The organism is Halomonas sp. IOP_14, from assembly GCF_021021315.1.
GTDB classification, from domain to species: Bacteria; Pseudomonadota; Gammaproteobacteria; order Pseudomonadales; family Halomonadaceae; genus Vreelandella; species Vreelandella titanicae.
Map to the genome: position 1 here is coordinate 1 of NZ_JAINWD010000056.1, position 17670 is coordinate 17670.

Here is a 17670-nt window from a genome sequence, read left to right on the forward strand (position 1 = left end):
GCTTCTTCGGCACGTGCTTCTACACCCTGGATGTGTCGGGCGAGACCCCACTGATCACAAGAAAAGTCGTGCAGCTGAATAACGACTATATCCATCAAGTTATCGACGTATACCACGTGTAATCGAAAGAGATAAGACAGGGACGTCACTTACTGCGGTACACATCTTGCTAATAACCACCCAAGAACCACCAACAACAACTCAACCCTGGTGAAAATATAATGAAAACATTTAAAAAGACCTCTCTTGCCACGCTTCTAAGCGCTACTGCCATGCTGTCAGCAGGCAGTGCCATCGCCAATGAAGATCCGGTGAAGCTCGGTTTGATGCTCCCTTACTCAGGTACCTATACGGCACTTGGAGAAGCCATTACTAACGGCCTAAAGCTTGCCATTGAACAAGAGGGCGGTCAGCTAGGCGGTCGTGATGTGGAGTACGTTGAGCTTGATTCAGAGGCTGACCCCTCCAAAGCACCTCAGAACATGAGTCGTCTAGTTAATGGAGACGGTGTTGACTTCGTCATTGGGCCCGTACACTCCGGCGTTGCCATGGGCATGCTGCGCGTGGCTAAGCAGACGGGTGCGATTACGATCATTCCCAACGCGGGGCTGGGTGCCGCTACTAATGAGCTGTGCATGCCTAACGTCTTCCGCACTTCCTTCAGTATGTGGCAAGACAGCTACCCCATGGGCAAAGTGGCCTATGAGCAAGGTCATCGTAAGATTGTCACTATTACCTGGGACTACGCGGGCGGCAAAGAGGATCTGGCCGGTTTCGAGGAGGCGTTTACCGCTGAGGGCGGTGAGATTATCGAGCAGATTTTAGTTCCGTTTCCCAGTACTGAGTTTCAGAGTTATTTGACGCAAATTGCCAGTCTTGAGCCGGATGCTGTCTACACCTTCTTTGCTGGCGGCGGCGGTGTTAGCTTCGTTACCGATTACGCTGCAGCAGGGCTCAAAGAGTCGATCCCTCTTTATGGTTCTGGCTTCCTTACTGAGGGTAATTTAGAGGCCCTGGGCGATGCCGGAGAAGGCGTTATGACCACGCTGCACTACGCCGAAACCCTCGAAAATGATGCCAACCAGGCCTTCGTTTCAGCCTACGAAAATGCCTACGGTGAACTGCCGGATACCTACGCGGTACAGGGGTATGACACAGGCATGATGCTGGTTCAGGCGCTTTCAGTACTGGGTGGCGATACCTCAAATCAGGAGCGCTTGATTGAGGTATTGGCCAACGTCCATTTGGCGAGTCCACGGGGGCCCTTGAGCTTCTCAGACTCCCACCACCCCATTCAAAATGTTTATCTACGCGAGATTCGCGACGGTAAGCACGAAGTCTTACGTATGGCTTATGAGAATCTAGAAGTACCCGATGATGCCTGTCAGATGTAACCACATCGGTATGCATTCTGGGGCGGGCATGGCTCGCCCCTCACTCAGATTCTCGGAGGGATCTTATGGATCTCGCATTTTTCAGCGTACAGCTCCTTAACGGTCTGCAGTACGGCTTGCTGCTTTTTTTGATTGCCAGCGGTTTGACGTTGATTTTCGGCATCATGGGCATCATCAATCTGGCCCACGGCGCTATGTATATGATTGGTGCCTATTTGGTTTACGACCTTACCCTGCGCTTGGGTAATTTTTGGCTGGCTATTCTGGTGGCTATTCCTATCGCTATTGCATTGGGACTTATTATTGAGCGGCTGTTTCTGGATACGCTCTACAAGCGCGATCACCTATATCAAGTATTGCTAACCTTCGGTCTGATTTTAGTGCTCAACGAAGCACAGCGGATTATTTGGGGGGGCGATGTGCATCGTGTTGCGGTGCCTGCACCGTTCGATGCCAGTATTCAGTTGACTGATAACTTGCAGTACTCGGTGTACCGCCTCTTTGTGATGGGCGTCTGCCTGGCATTGGCTGGGGTGATCTATTGGGTGATGCGGCATACGCGGCTGGGCATCATCATCCGCGCCGGCGCGGTTAATCGCGACATGGTTGAAGGGCTGGGAATCAATGTCCGTACCCTGTTTACGCTGATTTTCAGCGTGGGTGTTGCGCTCACTGCCTTTGCGGGAATGATCGCCGCACCGCTCACCTCTATCGCGCCAGGCATGGGCGATAGCATTCTCATCACTTGCTTTGTCGTCGTCGTCATCGGCGGTATTGGTTCCATTAAAGGAGCCTTTTGGGGCGCCATCATTATTGGCATGGCCACCACTTTTGGGGCGGTACTCATCCCTAGCCTTGCCAGCATGGTGATCTACCTGATTATGGCGGCGGTATTGCTGGTGAAACCGCGCGGTCTTTTCGCGTGAGGAGAGTAAGAAATGTTACATAGATATCCCAAGCGCGTTGCGTTCATCATGCTGGTATTAACGGCGTTGGTGGCTGCTTTTCCTCTCTGGGGAGAAGCGGTATTCGGTAATCAGGCCAACTTCATGTTGGAGAAACTGACCCTGATGCTGATTCTGGCCCTGTTTGCCATGAGTCTGGATCTGCTGGTAGGCATTGTGGGCTTAGTCAGTCTGGGGCATGCGCTCTTCTTCGGTTTGGGGGCCTACACTCTAGCGTTAGCCAGCCCTGATTTTAGTCCAGCGTCAATGTGGTGGATGCTGCCACTTGTTATGGGCGTCTCAGCCTGTGTCGCGTTAATCGTCGGTGTGCTAGTGATCCGCACTAAAGGCATCTTCTTCATCATGACAACGCTGGCATTTGGCCAGATGCTTTACTACTTCATTAGTACATCCCAGTTTGCGGGAGGAACCGATGGTGTTTTTATTATGTTCCGACCGAGTTTGGCATTAGGGGAGCGTACGCTGGTAGATCTTGATAACCCTTACAGCTTCTTTTACTTCTGTTTAGGGATGCTGCTTCTCGGCTACTTCTTTCTACGCTGGCTCACTCGCTCCTACTTTGGTCAAGTGCTCGACGGTATTCATGACAACGAGCACCGAATGCAGGCCTTAGGCTATGCCACCAGCGGCTATAAACTGGTTGCCTTTGTTATCGCTGGGGTTATGGCAGCGATTGCTGGCATGTTAGCGGCGATGCAGTACGGCTTCGCTAATCCGGCTCAGCTGGGCTGGCACACCTCTGGCGAAGTGCTGATGATGCTGATTTTAGGCGGCATGGGCACCATCTTTGGCCCCATTTTAGGCGCTTTCGCCTACGAAATTTTGCTCTATGTTTACGAGCATGCCACGACGCACTGGCCGATACTCATGGGGCTGACCATTATCGTTGCCGTACTGGTGCTTCCTCGCGGGATTGCGGGCTTGATTGTAGCGCCGCCCTGGAAAAGCAAGCCTCAAACGACGACTAAAACCGTCGAAAATCCCAAAGTGTCTCCCTCCGTTCAACCCATTACCCACAATAAGGAGGGCTAAGCTATGCGCGATGAAGTCATTTTAGCCACGCATGGGTTGACTCGCCGATTTGGTGGTTTAGTGGCAGTCAACGACGTTGATTTTGACGTTAAATCTAATGAAATCCACGCTATTTTGGGTCCTAATGGCGCGGGTAAAAGTACGCTAATCAATCTGCTCTCTGGCGAGATCCCCCCTTCTGAAGGCCAGGTGCTCTATCGCGGTCAGCCGATCCAGGGTAAAAGCGCGCGCCAGATCGCCCGCATGGGCATTGGCCGCAGCCACCAGAAAACCAATATATTCCCACGCCTGAGTTGCCTGCAGAACTGTGAACTGGCGGCGCGTATTCATATGGGCGGCGTGTTTGGCAGTTGGCGTTCGCGCCAAACCGCGCGGCAGGTAAGCGAACGCGCTCAGGAGGTGCTGGATACCTGCCAATTGAACCACCGCGCTAATACAACCGCATCAGATATGAGCTATGGCGAACAGCGCCAGTTGCAGATCGCGATGGTATTGGCGACGGCGCCGACGCTGATGCTACTTGATGAGCCAATGGCGGGAATGGGGCGTGAAGAGACTGCTCAAGTCACCGAACTGCTCGCCAGCCTAACGGATCGCTACACGCTGGTGTTGATTGAGCACGATATGGACTCGGTCTTCCGCTTGGCTGATCGCATTACCGTCATGGTCGATGGCTGTGTGTTGGAGAGTGGCCCGACAGAGCAGATACGCACCAGCGAAAAGGTACGCGATGTCTACCTGGGGCGTCATGAAGAGGGGGCAACCGCATGAGCGCAGAGCAAACCAATACGCCATTAATAGATGCCCGGGGGCTACACACTTACTACGGTGAGAGCCATATTTTGCATGGGGTGGATTTGACCCTGATGCCTGGTGAGACGCTGAGTCTGCTGGGCCGCAACGGTATGGGCAAGACAACTACGTTGAAGTCGATACTGGGGTTTGTCCCACCGCGGCGCGGCGAGGTGTTTATTAAGGGTGTCTCGGCTACCAAGCGGCGCCCCTGGCAACTGATTCGCCAAGGGATCGGCTACGTGCCGGAGGGGCGCGGTATTTTTCCAGGCGTCAGTGTGCGTGAGCATTTGATTATGGCTGCACGTCCTAATGAGCGGGGGGAGTCTCCGTGGACGCTAGAGCGCGTTCTGGATACGTTCCCGCGGTTGGGCCAACGTATCAATCATGATGGCTCCTTTCTCTCAGGCGGCGAACAGCAGATGCTTTCTATTGGACGCGCGCTGACGACCAACCCCGATCTGATGATCCTTGATGAAGCGACCGAAGGTCTTGCACCGCTGATTCGCGATGAGATTTGGAAGATTATAGGTGAGATCAAAGCGACCGGCATTTCTACCATTATCGTCGATAAAAATATCGATAACCTTCTGAAGATAGCAGAAAAACACCTGCTACTGGTCAAGGGGGAAGTGGTCTATAGCGGTGATTCTCAGGGCCTAAAAGATAATCCTTCAATTCTTGAAACCCACCTCGGCGTTGCGTGATACAGCTCCGGCAAGCAGATGCTTGCCAGAAGAGACGTTGGCTACTCGTTAAATATACTGACACGGGGAAGTGTGTTGCATGCAATTTCACAAGCAATTGCAAAAGCTATCTCAAAAAGACCTATTGATGTCGATTCCGGCGATCGCAGCTGGATTTGTGGCAGTGCTGGTCTCTTATTCCGGTCCTCTCGCCATCTTTTTCCAGGCGGCCCAAAGTGCTGAAATATCGAATGCGATGATGACATCGTGGGTCTGGGCCATTTCTATCGGTGCAGCAGTCTCGGGTATTTTGTTAAGTCTATGGCTGAAGGTGCCGGTAGTGACCGCTTGGTCAGCGCCTGGCACGGCACTATTAGTGACCCTGTTCCCAGGGCTGTCACTCAATGAAGCGGTGGGGGCCTATTTGACTGCAGCTGTGATCATTTTTGTGATCGGTGTTACGGGCTCCTTTGACCGAATTATTCAGATGATTCCACCAGGCATTGCTAGCGCGATGATGGCGGGCATTCTCTTCCAGTTTGGTGTGGGCGTCTTCGTCTCATTGGAGAGCGTGCCAGCACTGGCGATTGGTATGATTATCGCTTATCTCGTCTTTAAGCGGTTCACTCCCCGCTACAGTCTGGTGCTGCTATTAGTGGTTGGCGTCATGTTGGCTGTCTTTTTAGAAGGTGCAAGTTTAGAAGGCGTTTCAGTCCAGCTTGCCGAACCACAGTTTATCCGCCCAGAGTGGACCTGGAATGCTACCTTGAGCCTTGCCATCCCGCTGGTACTCGTCAGTCTCACCGGTCAGTTTCTGCCGGGCATGGCGATCATGCGAAGTTCCGGATATAACACGGCGGCCAAGCCAATTGTAACCGTGGCGAGTTTAACTTCTTTTTTTACTGCCTTTTTTGGGGGTATTACCACGGTGATCGCAGCGATTACCGCGGCAATCTGTACCAGTAAGGAAGCTCACGAAGATCCTGGCAAGCGCTATGTAGCGGGGGTAGCGAACGGGGCTTTCTACCTGATTGGTGGCATCTTTGCGGGCACTATTGTGTCTCTATTCACCTCGTTGCCGGGGGAGTTTGTGGCGGTACTTGCGGGCCTAGCGTTGATTGGTGCTATTTCCAGCAACATTAGTGCGTTTGCTGCCGAAAAGAACCACCTGGAAGCCTCCGTCATTACGTTCATTGCTACAGCGTCGGGAGTCAGTTTTTTAGGACTGGGTTCTGCCTTTTGGGGGGTAATCGTTGGGGCACTTGCCTACAACCTACTGCATCGACGCTTTCGCTCGCTTGACCAGAAAACTCAAAAACAACAGTAGCTACTGTAGTGGTAGCCGGAGTGTAATCATGCAAAAGATCTTTGTGGCGATGGATGATAGTGAAGACTCCTTACGTGCTTTGGCATTTGGCCAGATATTTGCGGCGCAATTGGGAGCGGATGTAAACGTTATCTCAGTGGTGCCGATGCAGGGCGATATAGCAGCGCGGCGCTCTACGTTACAGGCGCGAATTGCGGCTCATCATCTGGAGGCGGTAACACTCGATGTGGTTGCACATGACAGTGCCAAGGAGTATCTCGGTGATCTTGCCAGCCAAGAAAGTAGCGGTCTATGCATGATGGCGCACGGTCGGCGGCCCGTGTCAGAAATGCTAATAGGTAGCGTAACGGCGGGAGTTGTTCGCCGAGCCCACCGCCCAGTTTATTTGTGTGGCCCACGTTATGACAGTCGTGCTCACCAGCAGGTCGATGTGTTAGCCGTTTGTGTCGATGGGTCTAAGCTATCCGAGCAAATTTTGCCTCATGTAGCAGCTTTATCGAAGCGTTTGGGGGCTCGTTTGCAACTGCTGCAAGTGATGGATACCTCCGTCGCCAGAAAATCAACAGCGTTAGGCCATACTGATGTGATGGAGTCAGCCTATCTAAACGCGCTGGCGCGCCGTGTCGAGAGTGAGCAAGCATTAGAAGTTGACTGGGAGGTGCTTCATGGCGACCCCGCGGACTCTATCGTCAGTTACCTGGCTGATAGCCATAATATAATGCTCGCAATGACAACCCATGGCCGCAGTGGCCTTTCGCAGGTGGTGGCAGGCAGTGTCAGCCATGAGGTGCTGCATGAAGCTTCTTGCCCTGTGGTTGTTCTGCGACCTTGAGTCACTGGCTTGCTGCAACTATGGGTAGCGCCCAGAGCGGCGATTTTCAACGAGTACTTCTAAAATAGCATTGGCTTCCTGCATTAGCGGGTAGGGTTTTTCGCCCCGCCGACGGCTGCAGATAACGGGTGATGTAATTGACTTATCGGCCAATGGCACATAGCAAATGCCATCCCGTCGAACGCGCTTAACCTGTTCAGGAACCAGCGTAATGCCAATACCTGAGGCGACAAGGCTGAGCGCCGTCTGAACCTCGTTTGCTTCCTGTACTACCTCTACCTTCAAGCCTTGGCGGCGGAAAATACCCAGCACCATATCTGCTAGGCTAGGGCGTGGCTTAGCGGGAAAGAGAATGAGTGGATAGCGGGCAAGCTCCTCGCAGGAAGGGGTAGTGCCCTCTAGTGGATGACCGCTCGAAAGGGCGGCAATCAATGGTTCATCGAAGAGAATCTCCTGCTCTACGTCGGGGTCATCAATACGTAAACGCCCGAAGCCCATGTCGATGCGACCCGCTTTGAGCGCCTGAATTTGTTGTACCGTCGTAAGCTCTGCCAGGGAGAGCTCGACATTATCCATGCGGCGCAAATCACGCACGAGCATTGGGAGCTGCCCGTAAAAAACGGACGGTACGAAGCCAATGCCGAACAGCGCACGCTTGCTACGCGCCATGTGTCGAGTGGCGTCGATGGTGACTTCTACTTTCTCTAATATCTGCAGAGCGTGCTGCTGAAAAAACACACCTGAAGGTGTTAGACGCAAGCCTCTAGAGCTTCGTTCAAACAGCTCAGCTCCCACCTCTTGTTCTAATTGTTTGATTTGGCGGGAAAGAGGTGGTTGAGACATATGCAATCGTTCAGCCGCACAGGTAAAGTTAAGCTCTTCAGCGACAACGCAGAAGTATCTCAGGTGGCGTAGTTCCATGATACCTCCAAGGTATGAGCGGCTACTTAAACAATATTGGCTTTGCCATTCGGTTGCTACCAAGCTGGCGATGCTCTTCACGAATTCAGACAACGTTTAAACCAGCTTAACCAAGCGCTACAACGCTACCAGCATTTAAACGTTTAAAAGCGAAATATCGACTACGACTTTAGTAATGAGCGGCAGAATAAAAGAGGGATAAACCAGTCATGTATGCGCGGATTTTAGTTCCTGTCGACGGCTCTGAGAGCGCTAAACAAGCTTTGAAGGTGGCTTGTAAGCTGCTGGATAGAGAAGGCTCAACACTCTACTTATTACATGTACCTGAAACGCTTGCCTATACGACCACACTGGTGTGGGGCATTGGTGCTATTGATGCAGGCACTACGCTTGCTGAACGCGAGAAGGTGGGTGAACAGCTACTGGCCCAGGCGGTGAGTTCCGCGCAGGCAGAGGGCGCTAAGCACATTGAAGAGTTGCTGACGCAAGGTGACCCAGCCCGCATCATTATAGAGGCTGCCAACGCCAATAATATCGATACCATTGTGATGGGAAGCCGAGGGTTAAGCGACTTGGCGGGGGTGGTGATTGGCAGCGTATCGCACAAAGTGGGCCATTCAGCCAAGTGTCCTGTGATTACGGTGAGTCAATAAAAAGCAACGTCGATATCTGCCCCACCTCTCCCGATATGGTTTTCAACCTGAATAAATTTACTTGCCGTCTAACACACCCTAGCCCATGCTTTTAGCAAGACGCTATAACCTAGGGTATTGGCTAAAATGAGACGTTAGGACGTTTGAACATGGCAAAATTCTTCCAGGAATTCCGAGAGTTTGCGGTAAAAGGCAACGTCGTCGATATGGCGGTGGGGATCATTATCGGTGGGGCGTTTACGCTGATTGTGCAGAGCCTGGTGGCGGATGTGATGAACCCGCTGATTGGCTTGTTGGTGGGCGGTGTGGATTTTTCCAATCTGTTTGTAGTGTTACGCCAAGGGGCGGTGGGCGGCCCTTATGCGACGCTGGCGGATGCCCAGGCGGCAGGGGCGGTAACGCTAAACCTCGGGCTTTTTATCAATGCGGTGGTCAGCTTTATGATTGTCGCCTTCGTGGTCTTCTTATTGGTACGCACCATTAACCGATTAAAGCGCGAAGAGGCGGTAGCGCCTGCGAACCCTACGGAGCAGCCGTGCCCTTACTGTTTGATGGTGGTGCCGATCAAAGCCACGCGCTGTGGCCACTGTACAGCAATGTTGGATCAGCCAGCGGAGGCTGAAACGCCGGTTGAAGTTACCTCTGCGCCACCGCAAATGCCACCCGCAAAACCTTGAGCCACTAAAAAGGGCGCCACTGCTGAAGAGGCGCCCTTTCACGTTATACCAGCAGCAACCCTAGGCGCTTTTCTTAATGGTTTTGCTGTCTTTTTGCTTACTGCCGGGCTTTTTGCTGTCGTTAGCATCGCTGGGTTGCGGCAGCGATGGCAGCGATTTGGCCAGCATTTCGACGCTGTGGCGATAGTAGAGCTGGCTCTTATTATGCTCGCCAAGGCTTGCATAGAGACGTGCAAGTTCAGCGCAAACTTCGCCATTGGGGCGCTGCCGCTGGCTGGCTTCAAAGTACTCCAACGCCTTTTGCCACTGGCCGGTGCGCAGCGAGAGGCGACCGCAGGCGAGCAGCAGCTCGGGGTCGTTGGGGCGCTCCTGCAGCCACTTCTCGGCTTTAACTAGTTGGCGACCGGCGTTCACATTCAGCAGGCCGTAGCGTTTTACCAAGCGTGCGTCCCAGTGGTGATCCAGCGAGTGGTTGAGCAAGCGCTCGGCAATGGGCTCTTCGTTGGCTTGAATCAGCGCTTCGCTGTACAGCACGATCAGCTCGGTGTTGCCGCGCAGGTAGTCGGGCATATCAGCCCAAAGGCCACGCACCCGCTCAATGTTGGTGGGGTTTTGCGCTTCAAACACGATCAGCTCGCGGTAGGCTTTAAACTCCAACTGCTCACGCTCTTGCTGGGTAATGAGCTTCTGCGCCGCCAAGCGTGGAATCAAACGCCGTAAGCCTTCCCAATCGTTGACGCTTAAATGCACCTGTTTGAGTAGCTTGAGCACCTGCGGGTGGTTGGAGAGCTTCTTATCCAGGCGATTAAGAATCGCCAGCGCTTCTTCCGGCTGCTGACGCTCAATCATCATTTGCGCCTGCATCAAGCCAACGGCCGTATCGGCTCCGTCGGTGGTTAGCTGCGCCTGATTCAGGTGCTCCTGGGATTTCACGTGGTGGCCCTGGTAATGGGCCGCCAGCGCTGCGGATAGGTAGTTGACCAGCGGTGTGCTGGAATCATCGGCGGCATTAACCAGGGTTTTTTCGGCTTTTTTCCAGCGCCCTTCGGTCAGTGCTACCAGGCCACGCACGGTGCGCTGCATGGCGCGACGGTTACGTGCGCGGCTGTTCCAGCTACGAAAACGCCCCATAGGGCGAATAATGCCGCTGAGCAAACGCAGTACAAAGTGTAGGACGATAAAGGCGGCAAACAGCAGCACCAGACCAAACCAAAACGATGTCTGGATGGATGAGTCGCCCACGCGGATTAGCCAATAGCCGGGCACCGACATCATCAGGTGCCCAAACAGGGCCCCGACGGCGAGGCCTGCGACAATGAGGAGAACAAGCTTTCTCATGAATCACCTCCGCTTTGGCCACGCGTCTTATAGCGGTTGTCGATAAAGCGTGCGAGCTCCTGCTGTGAAGCGCTGATATCGGGCAGCTCGGGTTTTACCTCTGCTTCCTTGAGCTCTTGAAGGCGCGTAATAACGCTTTGGGTCTCTTCACGAGTGGTGTCGTAGTAGTCGTTCAGCAGCTGTAGCGCTTTGTCGATGCTGGCGTCATAAAGCTCTTTCTCTTCGTTGAGCAGGGCCAACTGCGTCTGCTCCAGCACTAAGCGTAGACTTTGGCGTAGGTAAGACTCTTGCTCTGGGGTAATCAGCGCTTCCAGCGCTTCATCGTGATGGCGAACCACCACCAGGTCTTTGAGCTCTTCACCGAAGCGTGCCAGCTGGCGCTGGAAAGTGCCGGTCGGCGGCTGCTCGATGCTGGAGGTTACCGCTTGCTCCTCAATTTCTTGAGAGAGTCGCAGAGAGGAGATACGTTCCTGCTGGGCATTGAGCGCTAAGTAGAGGCCTGTACGGTCAACCTGGGGCACGGCATCCAGAGCGGCTAGCTCATTGGCGATCGCTGCGCGTACGGGCGTCAACGCCGGGTTGTCAGCATCTACTAGGCGCGCATCGGCGGTACGCAGCAGCGCAGCTGCGCCATCAACGTCGCCTTCCAGCTGTAAACGCTGATTGGCCAGACGCAGCAAGTAGGCTGCTTCGGCATGCAGCCACTCGCGCTCGTCGGTGTCCTGCTCTTGAGAGAGCTGATCCAGCACTTGGCCCAGGGTCTCATCGACGTCGCTGCGGTAGCTGTCAAATTCATCACGCAGGTCACCCAGTGTGCTTTGCAGCGCTTCATCGCGCTCGGCTTCGCCGCTATCAAGGCGTGACTCGAGGTCGCTAACCGTTTGCTGTGAGGCGCTCCCCTCAGCCTGCTGTGCGACTTCGTCGAGGCGCTGCTGCTGGCTCTCCAGGCGCTGCCAGCCCTGCCAGGCGACAAATGCCAAGGCAATTGCCAGGATAATCACCAGGGCAATTGCGAGGCCGCCGCTTTTACTGCCTCCGCTTTTGCCCCCATCGCTTTGGCCGTTACCGCTGCCTTTGTGGCCGGTGGGTGGCGTAGTGCCCGCCGATGACTTGCCGCTGGTCGGCTTTGACGAGGCGGCGCTTGACGATGGCGAACTAGAAGCCGACCCGCTTGAGGAAGATGGGCTGGGTTGAGCGGCACTCTGGGAAGGTGAGGCTGCGTTGCTGGATGTGGTATCTGCCGATTTAGCCGTGCTGGTAGCAGCGGTTGAACCCGCAGTGGGCGAGCCCTTTCCACGCCGCCGCGACCGGCTATTTTTAGCGCCACTCTGAGCAGGTGTTGTTGAGCTCGGCGGCGTGTTCGGCTTGCTGGGCTCAGTCGCGTCGGTCGTGGAAGCTGCTTTGTCGGTCGTTTTAGGGACGCCTTGAGAGGCATCGGAGGACGTCGGTTGTACATCGTCCTGATCGTTTACTTGTTTGCTCATGTGTCGCTAGCCCTTAGTAAGTTCCTTGATCGACATCGGCACCCTGTGGGTCGCAGGTCTCCAACGCCGCTATCAACGCAGCTGGCGTAGCTCCGGACGCCACCTTGAGGTCACAAAAACCCAGTATGCCAGCCAGTGTAGCCAAACGGCGACTGGAAACGATTAGCGGTTGGTTCAAGGCCGCCTGATTGCACCATTTTGCCAGATGTTCCAGCAGTTCGCTGCTGGTGACGATCAACGCCCGGTAATTACCTGAACAAAGGCGCGTTTGCAGAGCGGGTTCAAGGGGGTGAAACGTGCGTCGATACACCGCTACGCGAGTCACCTGCGCGCCCCGCTCAGCAAGCGTTTCAGCGAGCAGCGGGCGGCCACCTTCTCCCGCCACCAGTAGAATACGCTGGTGCCCTAACTGTTGAAGCGAGGCAAGCGCAAGCAGTGCTTCGCTGGTATCTTCACCTGCACTGGGCGCAGGCACATGCACACGTACGCCCAACTGATCATAAAGCGTTGCCGCGGTGGCGCTGCCAACGCTGTAGTAGTCAATGCCAATGGGCAGCTGTGGCCAGAAGCGATCCAGCGCTTCACTTAAGCAAGTGGCCGCAAAGGGGCTGATGACTATTATCTTATGGTACTGATCAATATCCAGCCAGATACGCCGCATTTCAGGGGTTTCTGGTAAGGCTTCGAGTTGCATCACGTTGAGTGATTCAACGCTCTCGCCTCGCTCGCGCAGAGCAGCAGCCAGTGCTTCACCTCGCTCGCCAGGGCGGCAGATCAGTACCGGTTGGCTCATATGGCGCGGCCGTAAACCTCAGCCAGAATATCGCCAGCGCCTTGGTCGAGCAGCTCTTCGGCAATACGAATGCCCAGCGCTTCGGGCTCATGCATCGAGCCACGGCCTTCGGCGCGAAGCACTTCGGTGCCCTCTGGGTTGCCCACTAAGCCGCGTAGCCAAAGGGTTTCATTTTCAATATCCAGCACCGCGTGGCCCGCAATAGGCACTTGGCAGCCGCCCTCTAAGCGCGTGTTCATGGCCCGTTCGGCGCGCACACGCGTCGCGGTGTCCGCGTCATCCAGCGGGGCTAGCAAGGCAATCAGCTCGGGGTCATGCAGGCGGCACTCAATGCCTAGGGCTCCTTGGCCGCAGGCGGGCAGGCACACCTCCGGCGGCAGTGCTTGGGCAATCCGCTCATCCAAGCCCAACCGCTTAAGGCCCGAGGTCGCCAGGATGATGGCGTCAAATTCTCCCGCGTCTAATTTACCTAGCCGCGTTTGTACGTTGCCGCGCAAGTTGAGAATTTGCAGGTCGGGGCGGGCTTCACGCATCTGCAGGCCACGGCGTAAGCTGGCGGTGCCAATTCGTGCCCCTTCGGGAAGCTCATCAATGCTAGAGTAGTGGTTGGATACAAACGCATCGGTAGGGTCGGCCCCCTCTAGGATGACCGATAGGCCCAGCCCTTCGGGGAAGAGCATGGGTACATCTTTCATCGAGTGGACGGCAATATCGGCACGGCCATCGAGCATGGCGTCTTCCAGCTCTTTAACGAACAGCCCTTTACCGCCAATTTTTGAAAGCGGTGTATCGAGAATTTTGTCGCCCTTGGTAGACAGAGCTACAAGCTCGACCTCAAGGCCGCTGTGAGCCGCCATTAAGCGGTCACGAACGTACTCAGCCTGCCACATGGCCAGTTGGCTTTTACGCGTGGCAATGCGCAGTTTGGTGATTGATAGCACGTTATTCTCCCTATACCGCAGACACGGCGAGTCAAGCTATGATAAGTGTCATCATAAAGCACCGAGCGCCACAGTAAAAATAACGGAACTGATTATGCTCCCGTAACGTGCTTTATCCGTCCCCCTAGGAAATTGTATGTCCTCAGTGTTACCCCGCGGCCAGCTTGACCAGTTTTTCCTGCTTTCACGGGATCTGTTCTGCTGTATCGACTTTAAAGGCACGCTGCTGCAAGTCAATCCAGCCTTCGAGACGCTGCTGGGATATACCTCTGAACAGTTGATCGGGCGTTCCTGTGGTGTCGTCATTAACCCCCTTGACCACCCGGTGATCGAACGGGCGTTACAGCGAGTGCATCAAGGCGAAAAGGTCATTCCTTTTGAGGTGCGCGCTGTTTCCGCAATCGGCAAGCAGCACTGGTTAGAAATTTCGCCGTCGTTGGGGGAGGACGTGATTTACGTAATCGCCCGGGTGATTACGCGGCGTAAAGCCAGCGAACAACAGCTAAAATTATTGGAGCGTAGCGTTGAATCAAGCACCAATGGTGTTCTTATTGTCGATGCTCAGAGCAGCGATCTGCCTCTGGTTTACGTCAACGCTGCCTTTGAGCGCATTACCGGCTATTCGCGCAACCAGGCACTGGGGCGTAACTGCCGTTTCCTACAGGGGGAAGAGACCGACCCCGCCACCGTCAAGCAGCTACAGGTAGGGATTGCCGAGCAGCGTGAAGTACACGTGGTCATCCGTAACTATCGGCATGACGGCACGGTTTTTTGGAACGACTTGCACATTTCACCTGTACGCGATGAGAACGGCCAAGTGACCCACTTTGTCGGCGTACAGAATGATATCTCTGAACAGCGCGAATATCAGGCTCAACTCGACCATAACGCCCATCACGACGCCTTGACCGGGCTGCCCAACCGCTTGTTACTTGGTCAGCGCTTGGAAGAGGGGGGCGTGATGGCGCGCCGCTACCATCGCTATATAGCCGTGCTGTTTATTGACCTGGACGATTTTAAGCCGATCAACGATACCTTGGGCCATGAAGTGGGCGACTTTATTCTGGTTGAAGTGGCCAGGCGGTTGGAGAATGAACTGCGCCCCTGGGACACCGTCGCGCGTTTTGGCAGCGATGAGTTTGTGGTGTTGTTGCCGGATCTAGCCCATCAGGACGATGTTATACAGGTGGTCGAGCGGGTTCTCCAGGGGCTTTCGCCGCCCTACTGGTACCGCGACAGCGAGCTGCGCATCACCGCCAGTATCGGGATTGCCATCAATGACGGCAGCATGGACAACCCCCGCCAGCTTATTCAGCAGGCGGATTTGGCAATGTATAAAGCCAAACGGCGCGGGCGCAATACCTACCACTGGTATACCGAAGACTTGAACCGCAAGGTGAGCGAACGGGTTAGCTTACGCAGCGCGCTACAGCAAGCCATTGAGCAGCAGCAGTTCGAGCTTCATTACCAGCCGCAGATTCACGCGCCAAGCGGTCGCGTGGTGGGGGTTGAAGCGCTGATCCGCTGGCAGCACCCTGAGCGCGGCAATATCCCACCATCTGATTTTATTAGCCTTGCCGAGGATACTAGTCAGATCATTCCCATTAGCGAGTGGGTGTTGGCTACTGCCTGTCGCGATGCCCAGCAGCTCAATGGCCTGGGGTTAGGCGAGATCACCATGGCGGTCAATATTTCGCCTATGCAGTTTCAACGCCCTGGCTTCCTCACCTCCATTGAGCAGGTGCTGGCGAGCAGCGGTCTAACGCCAGCGTTGTTAGAGCTGGAGCTTACCGAGGGGGTGCTGATGGATAGCGCCGAACAAGCAATCCAGGCGTTAAAGAATTTGCGAGCGCTGGGAGTCCTGATTGCACTAGACGATTTTGGCACCGGCTTCTCTAGCCTAAGCTATTTAAAGCGGCTGCCGATTAATCGCATCAAGATTGACCGATCCTTTGTGCGCGATGTGATTTCAGACCGCCACGATGCCGCTATTATCGACGGCGTGGTCGCCATGGCGGGGAAAATGGGGCTCGAAGTGTTGATAGAAGGCGTAGAAACGGCAGAGCAGTTTGGCTACCTGCAGCAGCGTCACTGTGACTACTATCAGGGCTACTACTTTGCCCGCCCCATGTCCCTAAGTGCCCTGCACGCGTTTCTCCACAAACCACCTGCCGTCGTAACGTCACGCTTTTAGCCGCCACAGAAATAAAAACGGCGTGCCGCTGACCGGGGCGACTCTGGTACACTTTCTGCTAACGACTCCATTGTTTTGTCAGCAGGATATATCTTCGATGAGCCAAGCCACGAATCAGTCTTGGGGCGGTCGCTTTAGCGAGCCCACCGATGCCTTTGTTGCACGCTTCACCGCGTCAGTTAATTTCGACCAGCGCCTGGCCCCCCAGGACATCCAGGGCTCCATCGCCCACGCCACTATGCTGGCCCGGGTAGGCGTGCTCACCGATGACGAGCGTGATGCGATTATTAATGGCCTGAACGAGATTCAGGGCGAGATCGAGCGCGGCGAGTTTAACTGGTCGGTGCCGCTGGAAGATGTGCATATGAACATCGAAGCGCGGCTGACTGAAAAGATCGGTATTACCGGCAAAAAACTCCACACCGGGCGCTCGCGCAACGACCAGGTCGCCACCGATATTCGCCTGTTTATGCGCGATGAGATCGACGTTATCGAAGTGGAACTCAAGCGTCTGCGTGAAGGCATGATCGAACTGGCTGATCGTGAAGCCGAGACCATTATGCCCGGCTTTACCCACCTGCAAACCGCCCAGCCGGTCACCTTTGGCCACCATATTCTGGCTTGGCAAGAGATGCTGGCCCGGGATCACGAGCGCCTGCTGGACTGCCGCAAGCGCGTCAACGTAATGCCGCTGGGTGCTGCCGCCCTGGCTGGCACTACCTATCCCATCGACCGCCACGTGACAGCGGAACTATTAGGCTTTGACCGTCCAACAGAAAACTCTCTGGACGCGGTCTCGGATCGTGACTTCGCTATCGAATTCACCAGCTTTGCCAGCATCCTACTAATGCACCTGTCGCGCATGAGCGAAGAACTGGTGCTATGGACCAGCGCCCAGTTCAACTTTATCGACCTGCCCGACCGCTTCTGCACCGGCTCTTCGATCATGCCGCAGAAGAAAAACCCCGACGTGCCTGAGCTGGTACGCGGCAAAACCGGGCGCGTGTACGGCCACCTGATGTCGTTGCTAACGCTGATGAAATCGCAGCCGTTGGCCTACAACAAAGACAATCAGGAAGATAAAGAGCCGCTGTTCGATGCAGTGGATACCGTGCGCGACTGCTTAAAAGCGTTCGCCGATATGGTGCCCGCCATTGAACCCAAGAAAGCCAGCATGTACGAAGCGGCGCGGCGTGGTTTCTCTACCGCTACGGACTTGGCCGACTACCTGGTGCGCAAAGGCGTGGCCTTCCGCGACGCCCACGAAATCGTCGGGCAGTCGGTGGCGTATGGTCTTAAAAGCGAAAAAGACCTGTCTGAGATGAGCCTGGATGAGCTCAAACAGTTCTCCGATACCATCGAGCAGGATGTGTTCGAGGTGTTGACCCTGGAAGGCTCGGTAGCCGCCCGGAACCATATTGGTGGCACAGCACCCAACCAGGTGCGGGCAGCTGCCCAGCGAGCGCGTGAGGCGCTGAGTGCGCTCAAGGCGGGCGCATGAAAACGCTGGCAATCATGGCCCTTTCGGCGCTGCTGTTAACCGCGGTTGTTGGCTGTGGGCAAAAAGGGCCGCTTTATCTGCCGGAAGATGCACCCGCTGACGAGCAATCTGCCCAGGCGTCTGAATAGATAGCTGCAGGC

The 17670-nt window shown here is 55.0% G+C and carries 17 protein-coding genes; 12 read left to right on the forward strand and 5 right to left on the reverse strand.

The features are described 5' to 3' along the window. The first annotated feature begins 221 nt into the window (after positions 1 to 221). The 7 genes from K7H09_RS22620 to K7H09_RS22650 all read left to right on the forward strand — a co-directional run bounded on the left by K7H09_RS22620 (position 222) and on the right by K7H09_RS22650 (position 7028). Entirely contained in the window at positions 222 to 1394 is a 1173-nt protein-coding gene (locus K7H09_RS22620) for an ABC transporter substrate-binding protein (protein ID WP_022521205.1), read from the forward strand. Positions 1395 to 1459: 65 nt separating this feature from the next. After that, entirely contained in the window at positions 1460 to 2320 is an 861-nt protein-coding gene (locus K7H09_RS22625; RefSeq protein WP_022521206.1) for a branched-chain amino acid ABC transporter permease, read from the forward strand. Between the two features lie 12 nt (positions 2321 to 2332). Continuing rightward, the gene (locus K7H09_RS22630) at positions 2333 to 3391 is read left to right on the forward strand and encodes a branched-chain amino acid ABC transporter permease (protein WP_022521207.1); all 1059 of its coding nucleotides are present in this window, start codon (positions 2333 to 2335) and stop codon (positions 3389 to 3391) included. A gap of 3 nt (positions 3392 to 3394) precedes the next feature. Then, positions 3395 to 4162, forward strand: coding sequence for an ABC transporter ATP-binding protein (locus K7H09_RS22635; RefSeq protein WP_022521208.1), 768 nt, complete (start codon positions 3395 to 3397; stop codon positions 4160 to 4162). Further along, positions 4159 to 4890: an ABC transporter ATP-binding protein gene (locus K7H09_RS22640; RefSeq protein WP_022521209.1), complete on the forward strand. Its 732-nt coding sequence runs from the start codon at positions 4159 to 4161 to the stop codon at positions 4888 to 4890. The genes K7H09_RS22635 and K7H09_RS22640 overlap by 4 nt, the downstream gene beginning before the upstream one ends. Before the next feature lie 79 nt (positions 4891 to 4969). Further along, positions 4970 to 6196, forward strand: coding sequence for a benzoate/H(+) symporter BenE family transporter (locus K7H09_RS22645; RefSeq protein WP_022521210.1), 1227 nt, complete (start codon positions 4970 to 4972; stop codon positions 6194 to 6196). Between the two features lie 28 nt (positions 6197 to 6224). After that, positions 6225 to 7028, forward strand: coding sequence for a universal stress protein (locus tag K7H09_RS22650; RefSeq protein ID WP_022521211.1), 804 nt, complete (start codon positions 6225 to 6227; stop codon positions 7026 to 7028). A gap of 18 nt (positions 7029 to 7046) precedes the next feature. Here the strand turns inward: K7H09_RS22650 and K7H09_RS22655 are convergent, their stop codons facing one another. Then, complete coding sequence (locus K7H09_RS22655; RefSeq protein WP_022521212.1) at positions 7047 to 7949, reverse strand: LysR family transcriptional regulator; 903 nt, start codon at positions 7947 to 7949, stop codon at positions 7047 to 7049. Between the two features lie 209 nt (positions 7950 to 8158). On the opposite strand from K7H09_RS22655, the gene K7H09_RS22660 reads away from it, so the two are divergent. Next, entirely contained in the window at positions 8159 to 8602 is a 444-nt protein-coding gene (locus K7H09_RS22660) for a universal stress protein (protein WP_022521213.1), read from the forward strand. Positions 8603 to 8751: 149 nt separating this feature from the next. Further along, the gene (mscL, locus tag K7H09_RS22665) at positions 8752 to 9279 is read left to right on the forward strand and encodes a large-conductance mechanosensitive channel protein MscL (RefSeq protein WP_022521214.1); all 528 of its coding nucleotides are present in this window, start codon (positions 8752 to 8754) and stop codon (positions 9277 to 9279) included. Positions 9280 to 9339: 60 nt separating this feature from the next. Here mscL and K7H09_RS22670 read toward each other — a convergent pair whose 3' ends face one another. Genes K7H09_RS22670 through hemC form a run of 4 tightly spaced genes read right to left on the reverse strand, consistent with a single transcriptional unit; the run spans position 9340 to position 13835 of the window. Further along, positions 9340 to 10617, reverse strand: coding sequence for a heme biosynthesis HemY N-terminal domain-containing protein (locus K7H09_RS22670; RefSeq protein ID WP_022521215.1), 1278 nt, complete (start codon positions 10615 to 10617; stop codon positions 9340 to 9342). Further along, a complete protein-coding gene (locus K7H09_RS22675; RefSeq protein WP_022521216.1) occupies positions 10614 to 12101 on the reverse strand; it encodes a uroporphyrinogen-III C-methyltransferase in 1488 nt (495 codons plus the stop codon). Before K7H09_RS22675 ends, K7H09_RS22670 begins: the two co-directional genes overlap by 4 nt. A 13-nt stretch (positions 12102 to 12114) precedes the next feature. Beyond that, entirely contained in the window at positions 12115 to 12894 is a 780-nt protein-coding gene (locus K7H09_RS22680) for a uroporphyrinogen-III synthase (RefSeq protein ID WP_022521217.1), read from the reverse strand. Next, positions 12891 to 13835, reverse strand: a complete 945-nt coding sequence (hemC, locus tag K7H09_RS22685; protein ID WP_009286232.1) for a hydroxymethylbilane synthase — start codon at positions 13833 to 13835, stop codon at positions 12891 to 12893. Before hemC ends, K7H09_RS22680 begins: the two co-directional genes overlap by 4 nt. A gap of 136 nt (positions 13836 to 13971) precedes the next feature. Between hemC and K7H09_RS22690 the strand changes: the two genes are divergently transcribed. From K7H09_RS22690 to lptM, 3 genes are all read left to right on the forward strand, one after another. Then, a complete protein-coding gene (locus K7H09_RS22690; protein ID WP_230806098.1) occupies positions 13972 to 16029 on the forward strand; it encodes a sensor domain-containing protein in 2058 nt (685 codons plus the stop codon). 97 nt (positions 16030 to 16126) lie between these two features. After that, positions 16127 to 17530, forward strand: coding sequence for an argininosuccinate lyase (argH, locus tag K7H09_RS22695; RefSeq protein ID WP_022521219.1), 1404 nt, complete (start codon positions 16127 to 16129; stop codon positions 17528 to 17530). After that, a complete protein-coding gene (lptM, locus tag K7H09_RS22700) occupies positions 17527 to 17658 on the forward strand; it encodes an LPS translocon maturation chaperone LptM (RefSeq protein WP_022521220.1) in 132 nt (43 codons plus the stop codon). The genes argH and lptM overlap by 4 nt, the downstream gene beginning before the upstream one ends. Positions 17659 to 17670 lie beyond the last annotated feature (12 nt).

What these genes read in the sequence shown, in the direction of transcription:
- K7H09_RS22620 (WP_022521205.1), top strand. Translation starts at nt 222, where the DNA reads ATGAAAACATTTAAAAAGACCTCTCTTGCCACGCTTCTAAGCGCTACT.
- K7H09_RS22625 (WP_022521206.1), top strand. Translation starts at nt 1,460, where the DNA reads ATGGATCTCGCATTTTTCAGCGTACAGCTCCTTAACGGTCTGCAGTAC.
- K7H09_RS22630 (WP_022521207.1), top strand. Translation starts at nt 2,333, where the DNA reads ATGTTACATAGATATCCCAAGCGCGTTGCGTTCATCATGCTGGTATTA.
- K7H09_RS22635 (WP_022521208.1), top strand. Translation starts at nt 3,395, where the DNA reads ATGCGCGATGAAGTCATTTTAGCCACGCATGGGTTGACTCGCCGATTT.
- K7H09_RS22640 (WP_022521209.1), top strand. Translation starts at nt 4,159, where the DNA reads ATGAGCGCAGAGCAAACCAATACGCCATTAATAGATGCCCGGGGGCTA.
- K7H09_RS22645 (WP_022521210.1), top strand. Translation starts at nt 4,970, where the DNA reads ATGCAATTTCACAAGCAATTGCAAAAGCTATCTCAAAAAGACCTATTG.
- K7H09_RS22650 (WP_022521211.1), top strand. Translation starts at nt 6,225, where the DNA reads ATGCAAAAGATCTTTGTGGCGATGGATGATAGTGAAGACTCCTTACGT.
- K7H09_RS22655 (WP_022521212.1), bottom strand. Translation starts at nt 7,949, where the DNA reads ATGGAACTACGCCACCTGAGATACTTCTGCGTTGTCGCTGAAGAGCTT.
- K7H09_RS22660 (WP_022521213.1), top strand. Translation starts at nt 8,159, where the DNA reads ATGTATGCGCGGATTTTAGTTCCTGTCGACGGCTCTGAGAGCGCTAAA.
- mscL (WP_022521214.1), top strand. Translation starts at nt 8,752, where the DNA reads ATGGCAAAATTCTTCCAGGAATTCCGAGAGTTTGCGGTAAAAGGCAAC.
- K7H09_RS22670 (WP_022521215.1), bottom strand. Translation starts at nt 10,617, where the DNA reads ATGAGAAAGCTTGTTCTCCTCATTGTCGCAGGCCTCGCCGTCGGGGCC.
- K7H09_RS22675 (WP_022521216.1), bottom strand. Translation starts at nt 12,101, where the DNA reads ATGAGCAAACAAGTAAACGATCAGGACGATGTACAACCGACGTCCTCC.
- K7H09_RS22680 (WP_022521217.1), bottom strand. Translation starts at nt 12,894, where the DNA reads ATGAGCCAACCGGTACTGATCTGCCGCCCTGGCGAGCGAGGTGAAGCA.
- K7H09_RS22690 (WP_230806098.1), top strand. Translation starts at nt 13,972, where the DNA reads ATGTCCTCAGTGTTACCCCGCGGCCAGCTTGACCAGTTTTTCCTGCTT.
- argH (WP_022521219.1), top strand. Translation starts at nt 16,127, where the DNA reads ATGAGCCAAGCCACGAATCAGTCTTGGGGCGGTCGCTTTAGCGAGCCC.
- lptM (WP_022521220.1), top strand. Translation starts at nt 17,527, where the DNA reads ATGAAAACGCTGGCAATCATGGCCCTTTCGGCGCTGCTGTTAACCGCG.